This is a genomic window from Dorea sp. 210702-DFI.3.17 (genome assembly GCF_020560825.1).
In the GTDB taxonomy this organism is placed as follows: Bacteria; Bacillota; Clostridia; order Lachnospirales; family Lachnospiraceae; genus Dorea; species Dorea formicigenerans.
In genome coordinates, this window is the sequence record NZ_JAJCNB010000003.1 from 87013 (window position 1) to 104710 (window position 17698).

A 17698-nucleotide genomic window follows, 5' to 3' on the forward strand; every position below is an offset into this window, starting at 1 on the left:
ACCTGGAAATCATATAGTTCACCAAAGGCACGTTCGCACTACCTTCCGCTGGCAGCGGTACATAAAGCGCCAAAGGACACCGCCTAAGTACCGGCCGCTCCAGAGTACCTTTTTGTGAACTATATGATTTTCAGGTGCTGAATGTACTGGCTAATCGCGAATATACTTTAGCTTTATAAAAACATATTTTCTTGCCTCTACGTGTGTGAAGCTTTAGCTGCCTTATAGGAATCCGCACAGTCGCAATTTCTATATGCAGCCTATAATAATTATCAAAAATGTCAAAAAAGAGGGTACGTGGGTTAACGTATCCTCTTTTGTAAGTTTGGTTTTATTTAGTTATTTTTCTAATTGTTTAAAGCTATTTCTTAATTATTGTTGTCACCGTTATCATCACTGTCACTGTTTTTTTTGGTGTCGTCGGATTTTTTGCTGTCACTGTTGTCAGTATTTCCGCTCTGGGCATCGAGCGCCTGCTGTGCCTGGGTGGCTACATCGGTGTCCGGCCAGGTTTCGATGATTTTCTGATAAGTCGTGTTGGCCTTATCCTGATCACCTTTTTTCTCGTAGCCTTGTGCCAGAAGTAGCATCGCTGCACCATCGTTGTAGCTTTCATCCATCTGCATAACTGTCTCAAGACTGGAAATCACTGTATCATACTCACCTGAATCGTAAGCTTCTTTTGCGGCTCTATATTGCTTTTTGCAGGCATCCGGATAAATCTTTCCGGTCAGTTCATCGAATTTTGCTCTTCCGACAGCTCCAAGGGAATCTGCATTGACTTTCATAAGTTCTTCTGCCATGGCAGCATTACTCATATCTTCGGATTTATAATGCTCTGCAATATTCATGACGACTTCATAGCTGTCTTGTGTTGAAGCTGCAGTTGCCTGTGCATTTTCTGTCTCTTCACTGCTGGCCCGATAAGTTTCCAATTCTGTCTTCAGTGCGCTGATCTGGGATTTCTGTTCTGCAATCTGATCACTAAATGAAACGGTCTGCTTATTCAATGCTTTTTTCTCTGACGAATTAATCGCCGGCATAATCAAAAACCACATCACTGCAACACCGACCAATACACCGACTGCAATATTCGCAACCGTGTGAATGCTGGCCTTTTCTTTGATCCCGGTCGGCACCGGCTGAATAATGCTTTCATTTCCAAGCTGGTATTTAACCGTTTTCTGCTGATTTTTCGCAGACTGCTTGACACTCATCGGACGTTCTTTTCTTATCTCAGTAAGTTCATGCATGTAACGGATTGTCTTTTCATCTGTTGCATCCAGTCTGTGTACTTTCCTGAGGATCTGTCTCGCACTGGCATACTGCTCGGTCTTAATATAAAGCAATGCCAGAAGCTGGTATGCTTTGACGTAAGTCGGGTGTGCTGCTACTGCTTTTTTTAACTGGATAATCGCAAGATCTTCTCCACCCTGTCTTGCATATTCCAGACTTTGATTGTATCGTTTGACTGCCTGGTTGATCTCTTCCAGTTCTCCCGGCGTCTCCTGTACTTTGCTGATAAAATAACTGGCTATATTGTCTTTTGGCTGAAAATTCTTGCTGAGGATCCACTCCACCAGCGCTTCGATCACATCTCCACGCCCGTAGTAGACAAGTCCCAGAAGATTTCTGGCGGCCAGGTTCGCCCGGTTATACTGAAGACTTTTCTTCAGTGATGTAATCGCACCAGACATATCCCTTACCTGGGCTTTTGCCAGTCCGTCATTGTACCAGTAGTTAGACTGGTACGCTAGTTTCACTGTGTAGTCCATATATTTATATTCCCTCTTATTTTCTATCTGTATCGCGACTCATTACTACTTCGTCTGCTCTACTGCTTCGCGGATAATGTCCTGCATATCCGTCAGGTCTTCTCTGTATACTGCTTCCTCAATATCTTCAACTTCCAGGCTTGGCTGGAATTTTTTCAGTTCTTCTTCGTAATTTAACATGACGTCTCCACCTCCTGTAGCGCCTTTTCTACCATTCCTGCCAGGTAAAGAGAACCAATACAGTAAATGTATGTCTCTTTGGTACGCATCTCATAGGCACATGCTACGGCATCTTTTACATCAGCCTTCACATACACCGGACACGTTGCATAACGCTTAAAAATCTCCCCCAGTTCACATGCCGGAACTCTTCTTTTATCTTCAATCTCTGTCACAACAAACGCTTTCGTCTGCAAATGTCTGCAAAGATATTCTATCATCTGCTCATATTTTTTATCAGATACCGCTGAAAATATGAGAATCGGCGGTTCTTCCTCTTTCAGTGCACGAACGCTTTCTACAAACGCTTCGATTGCTCCCGGATTGTGGGCTCCGTCAATGATAAAATGGTCTGCGCATTCTTCCATACGTCCCTGCCATTGGATTTTAGCAACGGCATCGCGCCACATTTCTTCATGCTCTGGTTTATTCCCAAGCAGACACTGGGCTGCTTCGATTGCAATCTCTGCATTTTTCACCTGATAGATACCACAGATCGGCACTTGCCAGATAACATCTTTATGATAAGCATTTGTCCGTGAAAATGCAATATGTTTGCGGGTAACTTCCCGGATTTCGAACGCATTTTTCCCGATTTCCCGACATGGCGCATGATGCTCTTTCGCCGTATTTTGGATAATCTCGGCAGCTGCCTCATCATTTCCGTCAAAAATCACCGGCGTTCCTTCTTTGATGATCCCTGCTTTTTCTGCCGCGATCTGCTCTATTGTATTCCCGAGGATCATGGTGTGATCCAGGCTGATCGATGTAATGACTGTCAGCGCCGGACACGGAAATGCATTGGTTGCATCCAGTCTTCCCCCCAGTCCTGTCTCCAGAACAATATATTCTACATCAGATTTTTCAAATGCACTTAGTCCCATGCCAAATAAAAATTCAAAATAAGATGGATGCGGAATTCCCTCTTCTTCCATTTTTTTCACGACATCATAGACATGCTCAAAGACCTGATAAAATTCTTCGTTGTCAATCGGCTTTCTTCCTATCTGAATCCGCTCGTTGATAGATATAAGATGAGGGGAAGTAAAAAATCCCGTCTTCTTCCCCTCAGCTTCTAAGATTGCCTGAATATATGCACACACAGAACCTTTGCCATTGGTTCCTGCCACATGTACCACCTTCCGGTCAAATGCCGGTCTGCCAAGCCGCTCTAAGAACTCTCTTGTGTGCTCCTGCGTGTGCTTTTGTGTAAACTTCGGAATGCTTTCGATATACTCGACTGCCTCCTTGTAGTTAACAGGCTTACTATTCATTTATTTTTCCTCGTTTTCCTGTTCTGTCCAGGATTTTGTTGTATCCGTTCCTGTTCCTTCCTGCCTTACAAGCTGTCCGCCCTGGTAAATGTATTCGTCCGTCGTTCTGAAGATTGTATTGCTGGATCCTACCTGGCTGACAGTGATAACATCTCCCTCGCTAAGCTCTGTGCTTGGAAGAACGATTCGTGTATTATTTAAAAATGTACTCTTTTGCTTCTCGCCATTGACGTAAACCTTACTTGACTTCGTAAAGTTCTCGCCATACAGGCTGTAGCCTTTTTCCAGATACGGAACGATGTTCGTCAGCGTAGCGTCCTTCACACCCATTTCCATATGACCTTCCGTGATCGGCGGATTGCCCTTGTAAACATACTGCTTGCCATACAGAATATCATACTGGAGAAGCTCTAAGTCTGACAGGTAATTCTTGGAATTCTGTCTCTGTTGATGATAATTGAACAATGTTCCAGAATGAATATCCAGGCGGTTCATCACATCCGCCATTAGCTGATAAGCCGGAATATTTCTATCCTGCTGTTCCAGTCCGATGTTATCCCAGATCACATAATTTGTGTTATAGAGATAACGGCTCTTTAAATCTTCTGCGGTAAGTCCCATAGTCGGTAAATGGTCTCCGTAGAATACGACAACTGCCGGTTCTCCACGATCTTCCACTGCTTTCACAAGATCTCCTGCAAACTTGTCCATCTCATAGACCATGTTTACATAATATTCCCATTTATTCTTCTTTGCTTCGTCATCGATACCTTCTACTTTGATCTTCGGATTCTCAATCAGCTGCTCCTCCGGGTAATCTCCATGTCCCTGCACACTGACGGTAAATACGAAATCCTGCTGCTCGGTCGTATCCATAGCTTCCATAATATTGTCTACCAGAACCTCGTCCTTTGCCCATCCATTTGGCGTAAGCTGAAGAATATTCATAAACTCTTTACTTGTAAAACTGTCAAATCCCATATGATCATAGACTTTTGCACGACTGTAGAAGTTACCTCCGTTATTGTGCAGTCCATGAGTACCGTATCCCAGTGCTGAAAGAGCTGTTGCAGCACTCTCACATGGCTGGTTCTTGACAACTGTTTTATACGGATACTCTCCAGGTCCGAAGAAACGCATATTCATTCCTGTCAGCACTTCGAACTCTGTATTCGCGGTTCCGGCTCCTACAGACGGAACTTTGAAATATCCGGAAGAATAATTCTTGTACATCTCATGCAGATTCGGGCATGCATCTTCGCTTGTTGTGAAAAATTCCGCCTCATCTACATCAAAATAAGACTCTAACTGAACCACAATGATATTCGGAAGATCATCAGAGGCACGCCCTGTTTTATTCTCGGCCATTTCTCCGTTATTCGTAATCTGATCAATAGTCTCCTTATTATAATCATTCGGCTCATCGATTCCTGTATTAAATACACTGGACATAAAGCAGTACGGAAGTCCGTAATCCTCATAGGCAAACGCAATATTTCCAAAGTATGTGGAAAGCACTCGCTTATCAATTGCCTGATCTGTTGTGAAGCTGAATAACATGGCACATACAGCCACTCCGGCAATTGCCAGAAGCCGGTGCATTTCCCCTTCATACTGACCACCGCGGCGCCACATGGAAATCAGCCATATAATGACCGCTGCAATTCCCACCAATACGATCACGATCTCAAATCCATTGAAATAATTGTTGATCAGGCTGACCGCATCGGTTGCTACCTTCAGGTCCTGGGCATTGAACGGTGTCACTCGCTTCATCAGCATGTAACCGTTACAGATTCCAAGAATCATCCAAAGTACACCGATAATGATTCTTGTGAACACCCTTCGCCTGAACAGGTATACCACCGTAAATGTCATAAATATCATAAATGCATTGTAAAGGAAGACGAGTGGTGTCTGTGTCATATAGCTCCATGCCTGAACAAGTGAATGTCTTGAAATTGCCTCAATTGCAAAGTTGATCAGACATGCTAAAAGCGCGTGAAATATCAGAGAAAACCGGTTCATAAACTGATAGACAGGTTTCATCTTCTGCGCAAATGCACCATTTCTTCTCTCTTCCAGTATTCTTGCCCTTCGCTCTCTACGTTCCTTCCAGTATGCTATAACCTCTTCCTTTCGCAGCTTTTTCATAATATCCCCTTACATTTATTTTTTCTGTAATCCAGCAAGACGCTCCTTGACCTGAGCAAGCATCTGCTCATATTTTTCTAGTTTCTCACGCTCTTCCTGTACCTTTGCAGCCGGTGCTTTGCTTACAAACTTCTCGTTATTCAGCATGCCGTTGGAACGTGCAATCTCTTTATTCAGGCGAGTCTCTTCTTTTGTAAGACGCTCTTTTTCCTGCTCAAAATCGATCAGCTCCTCAAGCGGCACATAAACGGTTGCATCCGGAACTACTACAGACACTGCATCGTCTGCGATACCGCTCTTGTCTGCCTGTACAATGAAGTCTCCGGCAGATGCCATCATCATTGCAGACTCTTTTAATACTGCAAGACCTTTCGCCAGCTTCTCGTCCTCGCATACAACGTAGATCGTTGCCTTTCTGGAATTTGGAACATTCATCTCAGAACGGACGTTTCTGACACCTCTTACGATTTCTTTGTAATGGTTCAGAATGTTTTCATTCTCTGCGTCATTCCATTTTTCCTCATATACCGGCCAGCTTGACATCATCAGTGACTCTTCTTCTGGAACCAGTTTGCTGTAGATTTCCTCTGTAACAAATGGCATGTATGGGTGAAGAAGCTTCAGTGCATCACCAAGAACTTTCTTCAATGTCCAAAGTGCAGCGTTCGCACTCTTCGGATTCTCGTCTGCGTGGTAGATTGCATATTTTGAAAGTTCAATGTACCAGTCACAGAACTCGTCCCAGATAAAGTCATAAATCTTGGAAAGTGCAATTCCAAGCTCGAACTTATCTAAGTTCTCTGTTACATCTTTTACCACATTATTGCATGCAGATAAAATCCAGCGGTCTGCAGGTCCCAGATCCTCTGCCTGTGGCTCTGTGATCTCTTTTCCTTCCATATTCATAAGAATATATCTGGAAGCATTCCATACTTTATTTGCAAAATTACGGCTTGCCTCTACACGTTCGTTGTAGAAACGCATATCATTTCCAGGAGCATTTCCTGTAATCAGTGTCATACGAAGTGCGTCTGCGCCGTACTGATCGATAATATCCAGAGGATCGATACCATTTCCAAGTGATTTACTCATCTTGCGTCCCTGAGAATCGCGAACAAGTCCGTGGATCAGTACTGTGTTAAATGGTGCCTTTCCTGTATGTGCATATCCTGAGAATACCATACGGATAACCCAGAAGAAAATGATGTCGTATCCGGTTACAAGTACATTCGTTGGATAGAAGTAATCAAGATCTTCCGTCTCATGTGGCCAGCCAAGTGTTGAGAATGGCCAAAGCGCAGAACTGAACCATGTATCCAGCGTATCCTCATCCTGTTTAAAATGTGTACAACCACAATGCGGGCATTTTTCCGGTGCTTCGGAAGCCACTACGACTTCTCCACAATCCTGGCAGTAGTACGCCGGGATTCTATGTCCCCACCAGATCTGTCTGGATATGCACCAGTCACGGATATTCTCAAGCCAGTGCAGGTAAATCTTATCAAAACGCTCTGGTACAAACTTAAGCTCACCATTCTTGATTGCCTCAATGGCTGGTTTTGCAAGCTCTTCCATCTTTACGAACCACTGCTGTTTGATCATTGGCTCTACCGTTGTGTGACATCTGTCGTGAGTTCCTACATTATGAGAATGTGGAACAACTTTTACAAGATATCCCTGCTCTTTCAGATCCTCTACCATAGCTTTTCTTGCTTCGTAGCGATCCATGCCTGCATATTTTCCACCATACTTCTCGTTGATCGTAGCATCATCATTCATGATGTTAAGTTCTGGCAGATTGTGACGTTTTCCAACTTCAAAGTCATTAGGGTCATGTGCCGGTGTGATCTTAACAGCACCTGTTCCGAACTCTTTGTCTACATAATAATCTGCAACGATTGGAATCTCACGGTCTGTCAGTGGCAGTTTACACATCTTTCCAACGATATCTTTATATCTCTCATCATCCGGGTGAACTGCAATTGCAGTATCTCCCAGAAGAGTCTCCGGACGTGTTGTTGCAATCTCAAGGAAACGGTCTGTTCCTACAATTGGGTACTTAATGTGCCAGAAGAATCCGTCCTGCTCTTCATGCTCTACCTCGGCATCAGACAGGGAAGTCTTACATACCGGACACCAGTTGATGATTCTGGATCCTCTGTAAATGAATCCTTTTTTATGAAGGTTTAGGAATACTTTCTCAACTGCTTCAGAACATCCCTCGTCCATTGTGAAACGCTCTCTGTCCCAGTCACAGGAAACACCCATCTTTTTAAGCTGTGATGTGATAGTTCCGCCATATTCTTCTTTCCACTGCCATGTTCTCTCTAAGAATTTCTCACGGCCAAGTTCTTTTTTATCAATACCTTCGTCTTTTAACTGATTGGTAACCTTTACTTCTGTAGAAATAGCCGCATGGTCTGTTCCCGGAATCCACAGTGCATTGTATCCCTGCATTCTCTTGTAGCGGATCAGGATATCCTGCATCGTGTTGTCAAGAGCATGTCCCATGTGAAGCTTACCGGTAATATTCGGTGGCGGCATTACGATTGTAAATGGTTTCTTACTTCTGTCCACTTCTGCGTGGAAATACTTATTTTCGCACCACTTTTGGTACAGTTTGTCTTCAATCTCTTTCGGATTGTAAGTTTTCTCCAAATTCTGACTCATAGTCTCCTCCTCAAATACGTGTTTCCTGGTTCATGTTTTCACACATTTTTCACATTTCAGGGCAAAATATAGAATGTGCCCCAGCACATTCTGGCGCCTGCGGTGGTCGCTTGCGGTACCATCATTGTACGCCGCAGTGCGCATCCTGCCGGAGGCTTTTTTATAATTAGAAAATGCATTTCTTAATTATAAAAAAAACGCCCTTTATTCTCACAAAGGGCGATTGATTCGCGGTACCACCTTTATTATATAGAAGAAACTCCTCTATACATCTCATCCTATTCTTTAACGGGAACGACTCCGGGACCGCCTACTGTGACTTCAGCGTTCCTGCTCCAAAGCTACCTTCTGCATCTCTATTCTCAAGTGCCTCGCAGCCAATGGGCATCTCTCTCTGTCAGAACGACCTATGCATACTCCTCTTTTTCAACGCATTTAACTGGTTTATCAACCATGAAACTACAAAATATCATAGCCACAGAAGTCCTGTTTGTCAAGGTTTTTAGGGAATTTTCAGAAAACCTTAAGAGACCGCATCAAAAGGGGATCTCGAAAGCTGAGTGATTTTCTATTGTTGCTGCGCCGCTTATCTCTGTGAGATTATGCAAACTCGCTGATGGCTCAGACAGTGCATAATCTCACAGGCTATGCTCGCACCAATTTCGAAAATAACTCCATGCTTTCTTGAGACCCTTTTGATGCTTTTGTATTGTGATATCCACTACTGTATAGGAAATCTGTTATTTTTCAGTAGATATATTATGCAATCGCTTCCATTATTACCTGTTATACAATTACTTTATAGTTCGGCATCTCTCTCTTCTCCGTCATAAGTTGTCAGTTTAATAGGAGTATCTTCTGTGACATCTGCGTGTATTCCTACGGTGTACTCTATATTTTCTTTGAGTTGTTTTAAGCAGGTAGAACCGCCTGCCGGGATTGTTTCTGTCCGTTCTTCTTCGCCGTTATAATGAGAGAAATTAAGCTTCTTTATTACACGATTCCTAAAGTTTTCAATATATACAGCCACCCGGTCAATGTGAATGCACTGAACATAGTGGTAAGCATTACTGTACTGGCAGTAAGGACACCTTCATGTCCCATATTTTTTGCCATAACATAACTACTTACAGTCGTCGCAGATCCGAGCATAACAAGGATTGCAACGATTTCTTCATTCTTAAATCCCAGCCCGACTGCAATTGGCAGAAAGACTGCCGCAAATCCGACAAGCTTCATAACAGCCGCCACAATAGATGGTTTGGCTTTCGCGGAAGCTTTGTGGATATCAAAGGTCGCTCCCATTGCCATAAGTCCCATCGGAGTTGCCATGTTTCCAATACTTGTCACCGTCTTCGCCGGGATTCCGGAAAATGGAAGACGGCATGCCGACCATAGAAGTCCAACCACAATTCCAATAATAATCGGGTTGGTAATAATTCCTTTTAAAGTTTTCTTTAGTACCGCTTTATCAATCTTGCTCTGTCCCGGTTTGAAAAAGGACAGCACAACAACCGCCATAATATTATAAAGCGGAACACTGCCGATGATCATGACTGGCGCCATACCCGCATTTCCATAAATATTTTGGATAAATGCAATACCAAGAAGCGCCGCGCTGCTTCGATAAGAAGCCTGAATAAATTCCCCACGGATAGACTTATCCTTCCAAAGACAGGAAATTCCCGCTGAAATTATAATGCAGATCAAGGTTACAATAAAACAGAATATAACAAATTTTACATTCCAGACTTCCGAAAAATCTACTGTCGCAAGATCCCCGAATAATAATAACGGCAACGGCACTTTAAATACGAATTTATTCATTTTCGAGGCAAACTCCTCATCCATCCAGCCTATATGACGAAAAAAAAGTCCCAGGATCATCATTAAGAATATGGGACCTGTCGCATTTAAACAAAAAAATAAATTATCCATCTACAACCTCCAGATAAAATCCAATTGGGGACGGGGTTTTTTCAGAAAAACCCCGGTACCGCTAACAAAAAAGTTTCTTGTATATATTAAAATCTTGCTCTTTGAACACGTTAAAGATCACACGTTCGATGCTAGTTTTTGTTAAAAACCGGTCAACCGTGTCTACTGCGATTTCTGCTGCCAGTTTATTGGGAAAATGGAATTCTCCGGTTGAGATACAACAAAATGCTATGGATTTTAAACTTGATTTTTCTGCCACTTTCAGGCAGTTGAGATAGCAGTCTTTTAGCTGCTCTTTTTGTTTTTCTGTTACTGCCAGTCCGACAATTGGTCCTACTGTATGTATGACATGTTTAGCCGGAAGGTTGTAGCCTTTTGTAATCTTTGCTTTTCCTATCGGTTCTTCGTGTCCTTGTTCTGCCATGATTTCTGCACATTCATTACGAAGCTGAATTCCTGCCGCCGAGTGAATGGCGTTGTCGATGCAGCCATGACATGGTACAAAACAGCCGAGAAGCTGACTGTTCGCTGCATTTACTATTGCATCTACGCCTAGTCTTGTAATGTCACCGCGCCACAGGGAAATGCGGTCACTGTTCTTGATCTCTGAGCATGGATATTCCTGCTCGATCACCGGAATATCGTTGCATGTCACGATTCCTTTTTCCTTTGCTTCTTCCTGTAAAAGTTCATCTTGCAATTTTTCATATTCTGCTGATGCATGTCCCGGATAACGAACATTCATGAGGCTTCGAAGAAGACGCCTTTGTTCTCCCTCATCGATTGGATCCGGAATACTGGCATAGCCTTGATTTTCCTGTTTCAGATATTGTATTAACGTGCTGACTTTTTGCTCACGTGTCATAAGCTTCCTCCTGTTAAAATAAATATTCAAACTCCTAATTCTAAATCTACCTTAGCCTGTTTATCTCAGTCGAGAAGACTCCCACCTCTTCAGGTGATAAGTAATAGCAAATTTGTCTCAGTGGGAGTTAGGTCTCCGACTGAGATAAACGCTCCGCGAGGATGCGCAGTGATTCTGATAGGAATATGTCAGCTTCTCTGACCAGAATCACGCGCCAAGTCTCACGGATGTTCGACTTGAATAGTAAGTTTTCATTTTGTACCTATATATAATTATCTATCTAATGTATTCTTGTATCACTGAATAAGCCTCATATAGTTCTTCGTAGCTTACCCGACAGTTCGCAGGGCTTGTGGAAGGCAGGCAGATGATTTCAATGCCCGTATCTTTGTAGCAATAGCGTCTGTACAGTTGTGCTGCTTTTTGGCCTGTTGCAAAGATTGCCTGTATTGGTGCTTCTTTTAGGATAAGATTCATGTCATTTGGTTTTGGATTACGGATGCTGCTGTCATCTGCTCCCCGAATCTCGCAGCCTGCCAGTACATCCCATACTGCGATATGATTGCGCAAGGCAAATGTGATTTTATCTTTCTTAGTCTCCGGCACTTCCTCTCCACATACATCTGACAATACTTTCCAGAACCGGTTTCTTGGATGCCCGTAATAAAATCCTACTTCCCGGGATTTTGGGGATGGCATTGTTCCAAGCATCAAAACTTTAGATTCTTTATTATAAATTGGTTTAAATTCATGTGTTACATGTTCTACTTCCATAATCCAACTCCATTTACGCATACTCTGACATTTTTGCTGCGAGGTGCGCGTCATGCAATTGCATGACATACTTCTATTGCGCACCTCTGTAAATCTACGTTTTTTCGTCCCTAATCATAGCATAATTTCTTGTACCAGTCACTCTGTTTTCCTTTTTTATCCATATGTTACTTGTATGTTGTTTGTTTTTTCGTCTGCATGATTTGTATTAACAATTTATTCACATTTCGTTTCATCGGCTTGTCATAAATACACTTACTTTGAGTTCTTTATCTATATTTTTTATTAATTTTTCTTTATTTTAGAATGTATTAATAGAAAATATCCAACATTTTTTCTCATATTTTCTATTAATTCTACATTTCAATCGGTTTTATCTATAATATATATTTATTATTAAATTTATCTATTTGTAAAGTTTTTGTAAACAAGCTATAATATCCACGTAAACTTTAAAAAGTAATCGGGAGGTATTTCTAATGAAAAAGAAAGTATTATCAATTCTCCTTACAGCCGCTATGGTAATGTCCATGGCTGTAGGATGCGGCTCTAACAAATCAGCGTCCACAGACGCAAAAGACGACACAAAAACAGAGGCATCTGCTGATGGGGAAAGCAACCAGATTCTGTTCAATGGTTCTTCTACACTGGCACCGGTTATTACTTCTATCGCAACGAATTTCTTCGATACATATGGAACATGGAAAGCTTATGATTCCTCTCTTCCAGATGAAGATATTGCAATTTATGTTTCCGCAGGTGGTTCCGGACAAGGAACAAAAGCTGTTATCGATGGTACATCTACTTTCGGTATGGTAGCAAGAAGTGTAAAAGATGAAGAGAAAAAGGCGATCAAAGACGAGAAAGAATATCAGGTTGGTATCGATGCTCTTACAATCGCTGTAAACCCTGAGAACCCTGTAACTAAAATTATTGATGACCTTTCTACAGAGCAGATTGTAAGCCTGTTCTCCGGTGAATATAAAACATGGAAAGATCTTGATGCTTCTCTTCCAGATGAGGAAGTCGTAGTTATCACTCGTGACATTAACGGTGGTGCCCACGAAGTATTCCAGAAGAACATCATGGGTGATACAGAAGTGAAATCTGATGCCATCCAGGCTTCTTCCATGGGTGAACTTGTTCAGGATATCATCGACAATCCATATGCAATCGGTTATGCATCATTCGGTGTTGCTAACCAGAATGCTGGAAAAGTTGTTACTATGAAAGTAAATGGTGTTGAGCCTACAAAAGAGAATATCATCAATGGTTCTTACATCATTCAGAGACCTCTGCTGTTAGTTGGTTCCGGTGAACCTACAGCTGTTCAGCAGGCATTCTTAGACGTAGTTCTTGGAGACGAAGGTCAGAAAACTGTAGAAGATATGGGATTCATTCCTATGAACTAAAACTTTTATTTCAATCCAAAGAGGGTGTGTCACATGCACACCCTCTTCTTTATATATGAATGTCTCTTGCATAACACGCATTGTAGCTTATAATGAAAATGTTACATGTATCGGTCACAGGCGTTTTAATATGCCAAGGTCTATTCTCTATACAAATTAGAAAGGACATCTTATGTTAAGAAAACTACCAGATAAAATCAGCAGATTCCTTATTTACCTCACTGCGTTTGGAGTTAGCGCACTGATGGCTATTATGCTGATCCATATCATAAAAGAAAGTATTCCCGCTTTTTCAGAACTGGGAATAAAAATGTTTCTCCCTTCTACGGAATGGCGGCCTGTCAGTGCAAACCCACAATTTGGACTACTGCCTGCAATTACAGGAACTTTATACGTATCGTTCATTGCAGTAGTCCTGGCTCTGATTTTCGGCGTTGCCTGCGCATGCTTTCTGAATTTTTATCTTCCAGAAAAAATAGCCGCTGTCTTTCTGGCTTTTATCGACCTGGTTGCCGGAATTCCTTCCGTGATCTTTGGATTTATCGGACTTACTGTCCTGGTAAAAAGTTTTGCCACACAATTTCATATGGCAGCCGGACAATGTATTCTCGCTGCCGGGATTGTACTGGCAATCATGCTGCTGCCATTCGTTATCTCGACCTGTCACGAATCTATTCGCGTTGCACGTACACAATATGAAATGACAGCACTTGCACTCGGCTTTTCCCGGGAAATAACTCTGGTCAAAATCATTTTTCCGGCAATCCGCCCAGGCATCGTTGCCGGAGCTATGATGGCTTTCGGGCGTGCACTTGGCGAAACTATGGCAGTTATGATGGTCATTGGAAATTCTCCGATCTTCCCGAAACTTCTCGGTCGTGGGCAGACCTTGCCTTCCCTGACTGCACTGGAAATGGGAAGTATCGAGTACGGCAGTCTCCATCTGTCCGCACTTTATGTTGCAAATGTTGTGTTACTGGTTATTTTGCTGGCCGTACTGGGAATCGGCTATCTTTTGAAGAGGAGGTTCGCAAAACATGAATTCTAAGGTATCCAAATATTTGATCCGCATTGTTCTGATCTTGCTTGGGCTAAGTGTCATTGGCGTTACACTGTTCCTCTTCCTGTACGTATTCTGGAAGGGAAAAACTGTCATGAGCCTTTCTTTCATTTTGGACAAACCTGCCGGTGTACCAATCGGAACTGCCGGTGGAATTTTCCCGGCTCTTATGGGATCTCTTTATCTCGGTGCACTTGCCGCACTGATTGGAGGAATCCTTGGAATCGGTGCTTCCGCATACCTTGTTTTTTACCATGGAAACAAATATGTGTCCGGCATTGTAAATTTTGCAATCACAGGACTGTCTGGTATCCCGTCTATTTTATTTGGTCTGGTGGGTTACACACTCCTGATCTATGGTTTTGGCATCAGCCGGAGTCTTTTGTGTGCATCACTTTGCGTCTCTGCCATGATTGTGCCATTTGTTGCGATCCGCGCCCGCAAAGTCTTTGAAGAAAAGGGAATTTCCTATATGACTAATTCCATCGGTCTTGGACTTTCCAGAGAATATGCTCTTAGAAAAATGATTCTTCCAGTCTGCTTCCCTGAACTTCTCGGAACAGTTGCACTTGGAATGGCATACGGAATGGGCGCAGTTGCCCCGATTCTGTACACAGGTGCAGTGATGCAGGCTGGCGTTCCTTCGAAACTGACAGATCCGTTCATGTCCCTGCCATATCACTTATATACTTTGGTAAACAACGGATTCTCTCTGGACTATGCCTACGGCACAGCATTTGTACTGATGCTTTTACTATTGATCATTCAACTGATCTGCAAATTTGTTACTTACATGAGAAAGGGAAACTAATATGTTAACAATCGAACATTTAAATTGCGGATATGGAAAGCATGAAATTCTTCATGATATTTCTGTGACGATTCCAGATAAAAAGATTACTGCCATCGTCGGACAATCCGGCTGCGGAAAGACAACATTTTTAAAAACTTTAAATCGTATGGTGGAAGAGGAACAAGGATATACAACCGGAAAGATTTCTCTTGGTGATGCCGATATCAAATCTATTTCGAAAGAAACTTTAAGAAGCCGTATCGGCATGGTCTTCCAGCAGCCGATTGCTTTTCCACACAGTATTGAGAAGAATCTGACTTATGTGTTAAAATATTATGGTATCAGGGATAAAAAAGTTCTGTCTGAAAAAGTAGAAGAAAGTCTGAAGAAAGCAAAATTATATGAGGAAGTAAAGGATCAGTTAAAAAAATCTGCCCTCAAGTTATCCGGCGGACAGAAGCAGCGCCTTGCAATTGCCAGAAGTCTCTGTGTAAATCCTGAAATCCTGCTTCTCGACGAGCCTTGCTCCGCGCTGGATATGAAAAATACAATCGCAATTGAAGAAACCCTTATGGAACTCAAAGGTCAGTACACATTTGTCATTGTTACACATAATCTTGGACAGGCAAAGCGCATCGCTGACCAGATTATTTTCATGGATCAGGGAAAGATACTGGAAGTTACTGACAAAGAAACTTTCTTTGACTCACCGGCTACAGAACTTGCCCGCGAACAAATTCAATATATGTAAGGGGAAACTTATATGATCATCGAAATTCCAGGCTATAAAACACTGGACCTTGAGTATCTGGTCCTTGACTACAATGGAACCATTGCCGTTGACGGGCTGATTCCACCTGCAATCAAAGAGCGGCTACTCCTGCTCGGAGATTCATTTAAAATCTATGTACTGACCGCAGACACTCACGGCACTGCGGCTGCCATGTGCAACGGACTTCCTTTGGAAATTATGACATTTCCTTCCGGTTCCGCCATGGATGAGAAGCTTCGTATTCTAAGCTCACTGGGTGCCGAACACTGTATCGCCATCGGCAACGGACGGAATGACATACCAATGTGTCAGGCCGCTGCCTTAAGTATCGCAGTGATGGGTACTGAAGGGGCTTACGGAAAGTTGCTTTCAGAATGCGATGTCTGCACAACTTCCATAGCCGATGCACTGGATCTTCTGATGCTGCCGAAGAGATTGGTCGCAACCTTAAGAGGATAAATACTACTTCATAGAATACTGCATCATCGCATAATGCAGTTCACAGCCTTCATATATATCAGCCGGCAGTAGTGCTCTCGCCACAAGCTTGAGTTCTGCCTCCGGCTGGTCTACTCTCTGCAAATGTGCATAATCTCCATCAATCTGTTTTACAATATAATCACATTCCAACATCTTCGTTCTCCTTTACAATTTCAAGTTTAAATACATAAATCATTCCTTGTCCCACTATCATTTTACCATGAAATTGACATCTGTTAATGAATAAAATAAAAGAATATCTATAAAATATCAATCTCCTCTTTTTATTGCTCCCATGTCTTTATTTTGTTACAATAGAAAATATAGTGGAACAGAATTAAGATGCTGAATCTTTTCAAGAATGCCTCGGCATTCTTGCTGCGAGGTGCGCGTCATGCAATTGCATGACATACTTCTACTGCGCACCTCTGCAAGTCTACACTCCGTTTCGGTCGGCGCAAAACCATTGTCCACCGGACAATGTGCGCCCTGCCGGAGGCTATATCAGCTGGGGGGATTGACTCCCACCACTGATACCAGCTTGTTTCTCACCACCTATAGTGGGAGTCATCTCCCAGCTGATATAATAATTTTGCAAAACTGAAAGGAGACTATCATCATGGCATTTGACATCACACCTTATGTAGACAAAACACCAGCAGAGGTTCGGGCACTCTGCCGAGATGGAGTTATTGACTTCCCGACCGCAGGAATGTGCCGTGGTTACGCACAGGCAAACCTTGTAATCCTGCCTCCGGAATACGCAGCAGATTTCGAAGAATTTGCAAAAAAGAATCCATTTCCTTGTCCGATTCTTGAAATCATCAAAGGAACGCCCGACACACACGCCATGGGCGAAGGCGGTAATATCTGCACTGATATTCCAAGATACCGTATCTACGAAAACGGCGTATTTACAAAAGAACTGACTGACGTATCTTCTTATTGGAAAGAAGGCTATGTCGGCTTCCTGATTGGCTGCTCTTTCTCTTTTGAAGAGACATTGATCAAAGAAGGAATCGAAATCCGTCATATTTCCCAGGGACGTAACGTACCAATGTTTAAGACGAATATCCAAACCGTTCCTGTTGGACCATTTTCCGGTCCTATGGTATGCTCCATGCGCCCGATGACTCCGGAAAATGCACAGAAAGCTTATGATATTACAGTGAAGATGCCAAATGTACACGGTGCTCCGGTACAGATGGGCAATCCGGAAGAAGTCGGTGTTATGGATGTCATGAAACCGGATTACGGCGAAGCCGTTGACATTTACGAAGGTGAAATCCCTGTATTCTGGCCATGCGGAGTTACACCTCAGGCCGCCATCGAAAATGCAAAACTTCCAATCGTAATCACACATGCACCGGGACATATGTTTATTACAGATATCCTGAATTCTGAGTTGAATGATTATCTGGAAGCGCAGAAAAATAAATAGACTTTGAAATAAACTTTTATGCTGCTACAAGATGGTGGAAAATAACGTTGCAGAAGCATTCTTTATCAACC

At 42.7% G+C, this 17698-nt stretch carries 16 protein-coding genes and 1 other annotated feature; of the genes, 6 read left to right on the top strand and 10 right to left on the bottom strand.

Going from position 1 to position 17698, the window contains the following annotated elements:
* Positions 1–368: 368 nt before the first annotated feature.
* The 9 genes from LI149_RS04355 to LI149_RS04390 all read right to left on the bottom strand — a co-directional run bounded on the left by LI149_RS04355 (position 369) and on the right by LI149_RS04390 (position 11669).
* On the bottom strand, positions 369–1775 hold the full coding sequence (locus tag LI149_RS04355) for a tetratricopeptide repeat protein (RefSeq protein ID WP_005339080.1): 1407 nt from the start codon (positions 1773–1775) through the stop codon (positions 369–371).
* A 45-nt stretch (positions 1776–1820) separates the two neighbouring features.
* Positions 1821–1955 carry a hypothetical protein gene (locus tag LI149_RS15435; RefSeq protein WP_005332466.1) on the bottom strand — a complete coding sequence of 45 codons (135 nt, stop codon included), beginning with the start codon at positions 1953–1955 and terminating at the stop codon, positions 1821–1823.
* Positions 1949–3268, bottom strand: coding sequence for a folylpolyglutamate synthase/dihydrofolate synthase family protein (locus LI149_RS04360; protein WP_227142997.1), 1320 nt, complete (start codon positions 3266–3268; stop codon positions 1949–1951). The genes LI149_RS15435 and LI149_RS04360 overlap by 7 nt, the downstream gene beginning before the upstream one ends.
* Positions 3269–5422 (bottom strand): LTA synthase family protein, encoded by a 2154-nt coding sequence (locus LI149_RS04365; RefSeq protein WP_227142998.1) that lies wholly within the window; start codon positions 5420–5422, stop codon positions 3269–3271. It abuts the gene before it with no gap.
* A gap of 15 nt (positions 5423–5437) precedes the next feature.
* Entirely contained in the window at positions 5438–8092 is a 2655-nt protein-coding gene (locus LI149_RS04370) for a valine--tRNA ligase (RefSeq protein WP_005332470.1), read from the bottom strand.
* 212 nt (positions 8093–8304) lie between these two features.
* Positions 8305–8531: a binding site (T-box leader), on the bottom strand.
* Positions 8532–8891: 360 nt separating this feature from the next.
* The gene (locus LI149_RS04375) at positions 8892–9122 is read right to left on the bottom strand and encodes a hypothetical protein (RefSeq protein ID WP_005332472.1); all 231 of its coding nucleotides are present in this window, start codon (positions 9120–9122) and stop codon (positions 8892–8894) included.
* Positions 9086–10030, bottom strand: coding sequence for an AEC family transporter (locus tag LI149_RS04380; protein ID WP_227142999.1), 945 nt, complete (start codon positions 10028–10030; stop codon positions 9086–9088). Before LI149_RS04380 ends, LI149_RS04375 begins: the two co-directional genes overlap by 37 nt.
* Before the next feature lie 61 nt (positions 10031–10091).
* Positions 10092–10895, bottom strand: a complete 804-nt coding sequence (locus LI149_RS04385; RefSeq protein WP_173785494.1) for a protein-ADP-ribose hydrolase — start codon at positions 10893–10895, stop codon at positions 10092–10094.
* 276 nt (positions 10896–11171) lie between these two features.
* A complete protein-coding gene (locus LI149_RS04390) occupies positions 11172–11669 on the bottom strand; it encodes a DNA-deoxyinosine glycosylase (protein WP_005339087.1) in 498 nt (165 codons plus the stop codon).
* Between the two features lie 479 nt (positions 11670–12148).
* On the opposite strand from LI149_RS04390, the gene LI149_RS04395 reads away from it, so the two are divergent.
* From LI149_RS04395 to LI149_RS04415, 5 genes are all read left to right on the top strand, one after another.
* Complete coding sequence (locus LI149_RS04395) at positions 12149–13081, top strand: phosphate ABC transporter substrate-binding protein (RefSeq protein ID WP_005339091.1); 933 nt, start codon at positions 12149–12151, stop codon at positions 13079–13081.
* 172 nt (positions 13082–13253) lie between these two features.
* Positions 13254–14129, top strand: coding sequence for a phosphate ABC transporter permease subunit PstC (gene pstC / locus LI149_RS04400; protein WP_117494512.1), 876 nt, complete (start codon positions 13254–13256; stop codon positions 14127–14129).
* Positions 14119–14952 carry a hypothetical protein gene (locus tag LI149_RS04405; protein ID WP_227143000.1) on the top strand — a complete coding sequence of 278 codons (834 nt, stop codon included), beginning with the start codon at positions 14119–14121 and terminating at the stop codon, positions 14950–14952. The genes pstC and LI149_RS04405 overlap by 11 nt, the downstream gene beginning before the upstream one ends.
* Position 14953: 1 nt before the next feature.
* Complete coding sequence (locus LI149_RS04410) at positions 14954–15685, top strand: phosphate ABC transporter ATP-binding protein (RefSeq protein ID WP_005332487.1); 732 nt, start codon at positions 14954–14956, stop codon at positions 15683–15685.
* Positions 15686–15697: 12 nt separating this feature from the next.
* Complete coding sequence (locus tag LI149_RS04415; RefSeq protein WP_227143001.1) at positions 15698–16165, top strand: HAD family hydrolase; 468 nt, start codon at positions 15698–15700, stop codon at positions 16163–16165.
* A 3-nt stretch (positions 16166–16168) separates the two neighbouring features.
* On the opposite strand, the gene LI149_RS04420 is transcribed toward LI149_RS04415, so the two are convergent.
* Entirely contained in the window at positions 16169–16339 is a 171-nt protein-coding gene (locus LI149_RS04420; protein ID WP_005332490.1) for a hypothetical protein, read from the bottom strand.
* A gap of 466 nt (positions 16340–16805) precedes the next feature.
* On the opposite strand from LI149_RS04420, the gene LI149_RS04425 reads away from it, so the two are divergent.
* A complete protein-coding gene (locus LI149_RS04425; protein WP_005330406.1) occupies positions 16806–17627 on the top strand; it encodes a putative hydro-lyase in 822 nt (273 codons plus the stop codon).
* Positions 17628–17698: the final 71 nt, after the last annotated feature.

What these genes read in the sequence shown, in the direction of transcription:
- LI149_RS04365 (WP_227142998.1), bottom strand. Translation starts at nt 5,422, where the DNA reads ATGAAAAAGCTGCGAAAGGAAGAGGTTATAGCATACTGGAAGGAACGT.
- LI149_RS04370 (WP_005332470.1), bottom strand. Translation starts at nt 8,092, where the DNA reads ATGAGTCAGAATTTGGAGAAAACTTACAATCCGAAAGAGATTGAAGAC.
- LI149_RS15435 (WP_005332466.1), bottom strand. Translation starts at nt 1,955, where the DNA reads ATGTTAAATTACGAAGAAGAACTGAAAAAATTCCAGCCAAGCCTGGAA.
- LI149_RS04385 (WP_173785494.1), bottom strand. Translation starts at nt 10,895, where the DNA reads ATGACACGTGAGCAAAAAGTCAGCACGTTAATACAATATCTGAAACAG.
- LI149_RS04410 (WP_005332487.1), top strand. Translation starts at nt 14,954, where the DNA reads ATGTTAACAATCGAACATTTAAATTGCGGATATGGAAAGCATGAAATT.
- LI149_RS04425 (WP_005330406.1), top strand. Translation starts at nt 16,806, where the DNA reads ATGGCATTTGACATCACACCTTATGTAGACAAAACACCAGCAGAGGTT.
- pstC (WP_117494512.1), top strand. Translation starts at nt 13,254, where the DNA reads ATGTTAAGAAAACTACCAGATAAAATCAGCAGATTCCTTATTTACCTC.
- LI149_RS04355 (WP_005339080.1), bottom strand. Translation starts at nt 1,775, where the DNA reads ATGGACTACACAGTGAAACTAGCGTACCAGTCTAACTACTGGTACAAT.
- LI149_RS04380 (WP_227142999.1), bottom strand. Translation starts at nt 10,030, where the DNA reads ATGGATAATTTATTTTTTTGTTTAAATGCGACAGGTCCCATATTCTTA.
- LI149_RS04420 (WP_005332490.1), bottom strand. Translation starts at nt 16,339, where the DNA reads ATGTTGGAATGTGATTATATTGTAAAACAGATTGATGGAGATTATGCA.
- LI149_RS04415 (WP_227143001.1), top strand. Translation starts at nt 15,698, where the DNA reads ATGATCATCGAAATTCCAGGCTATAAAACACTGGACCTTGAGTATCTG.
- LI149_RS04405 (WP_227143000.1), top strand. Translation starts at nt 14,119, where the DNA reads ATGAATTCTAAGGTATCCAAATATTTGATCCGCATTGTTCTGATCTTG.
- LI149_RS04390 (WP_005339087.1), bottom strand. Translation starts at nt 11,669, where the DNA reads ATGGAAGTAGAACATGTAACACATGAATTTAAACCAATTTATAATAAA.
- LI149_RS04360 (WP_227142997.1), bottom strand. Translation starts at nt 3,268, where the DNA reads ATGAATAGTAAGCCTGTTAACTACAAGGAGGCAGTCGAGTATATCGAA.
- LI149_RS04395 (WP_005339091.1), top strand. Translation starts at nt 12,149, where the DNA reads ATGAAAAAGAAAGTATTATCAATTCTCCTTACAGCCGCTATGGTAATG.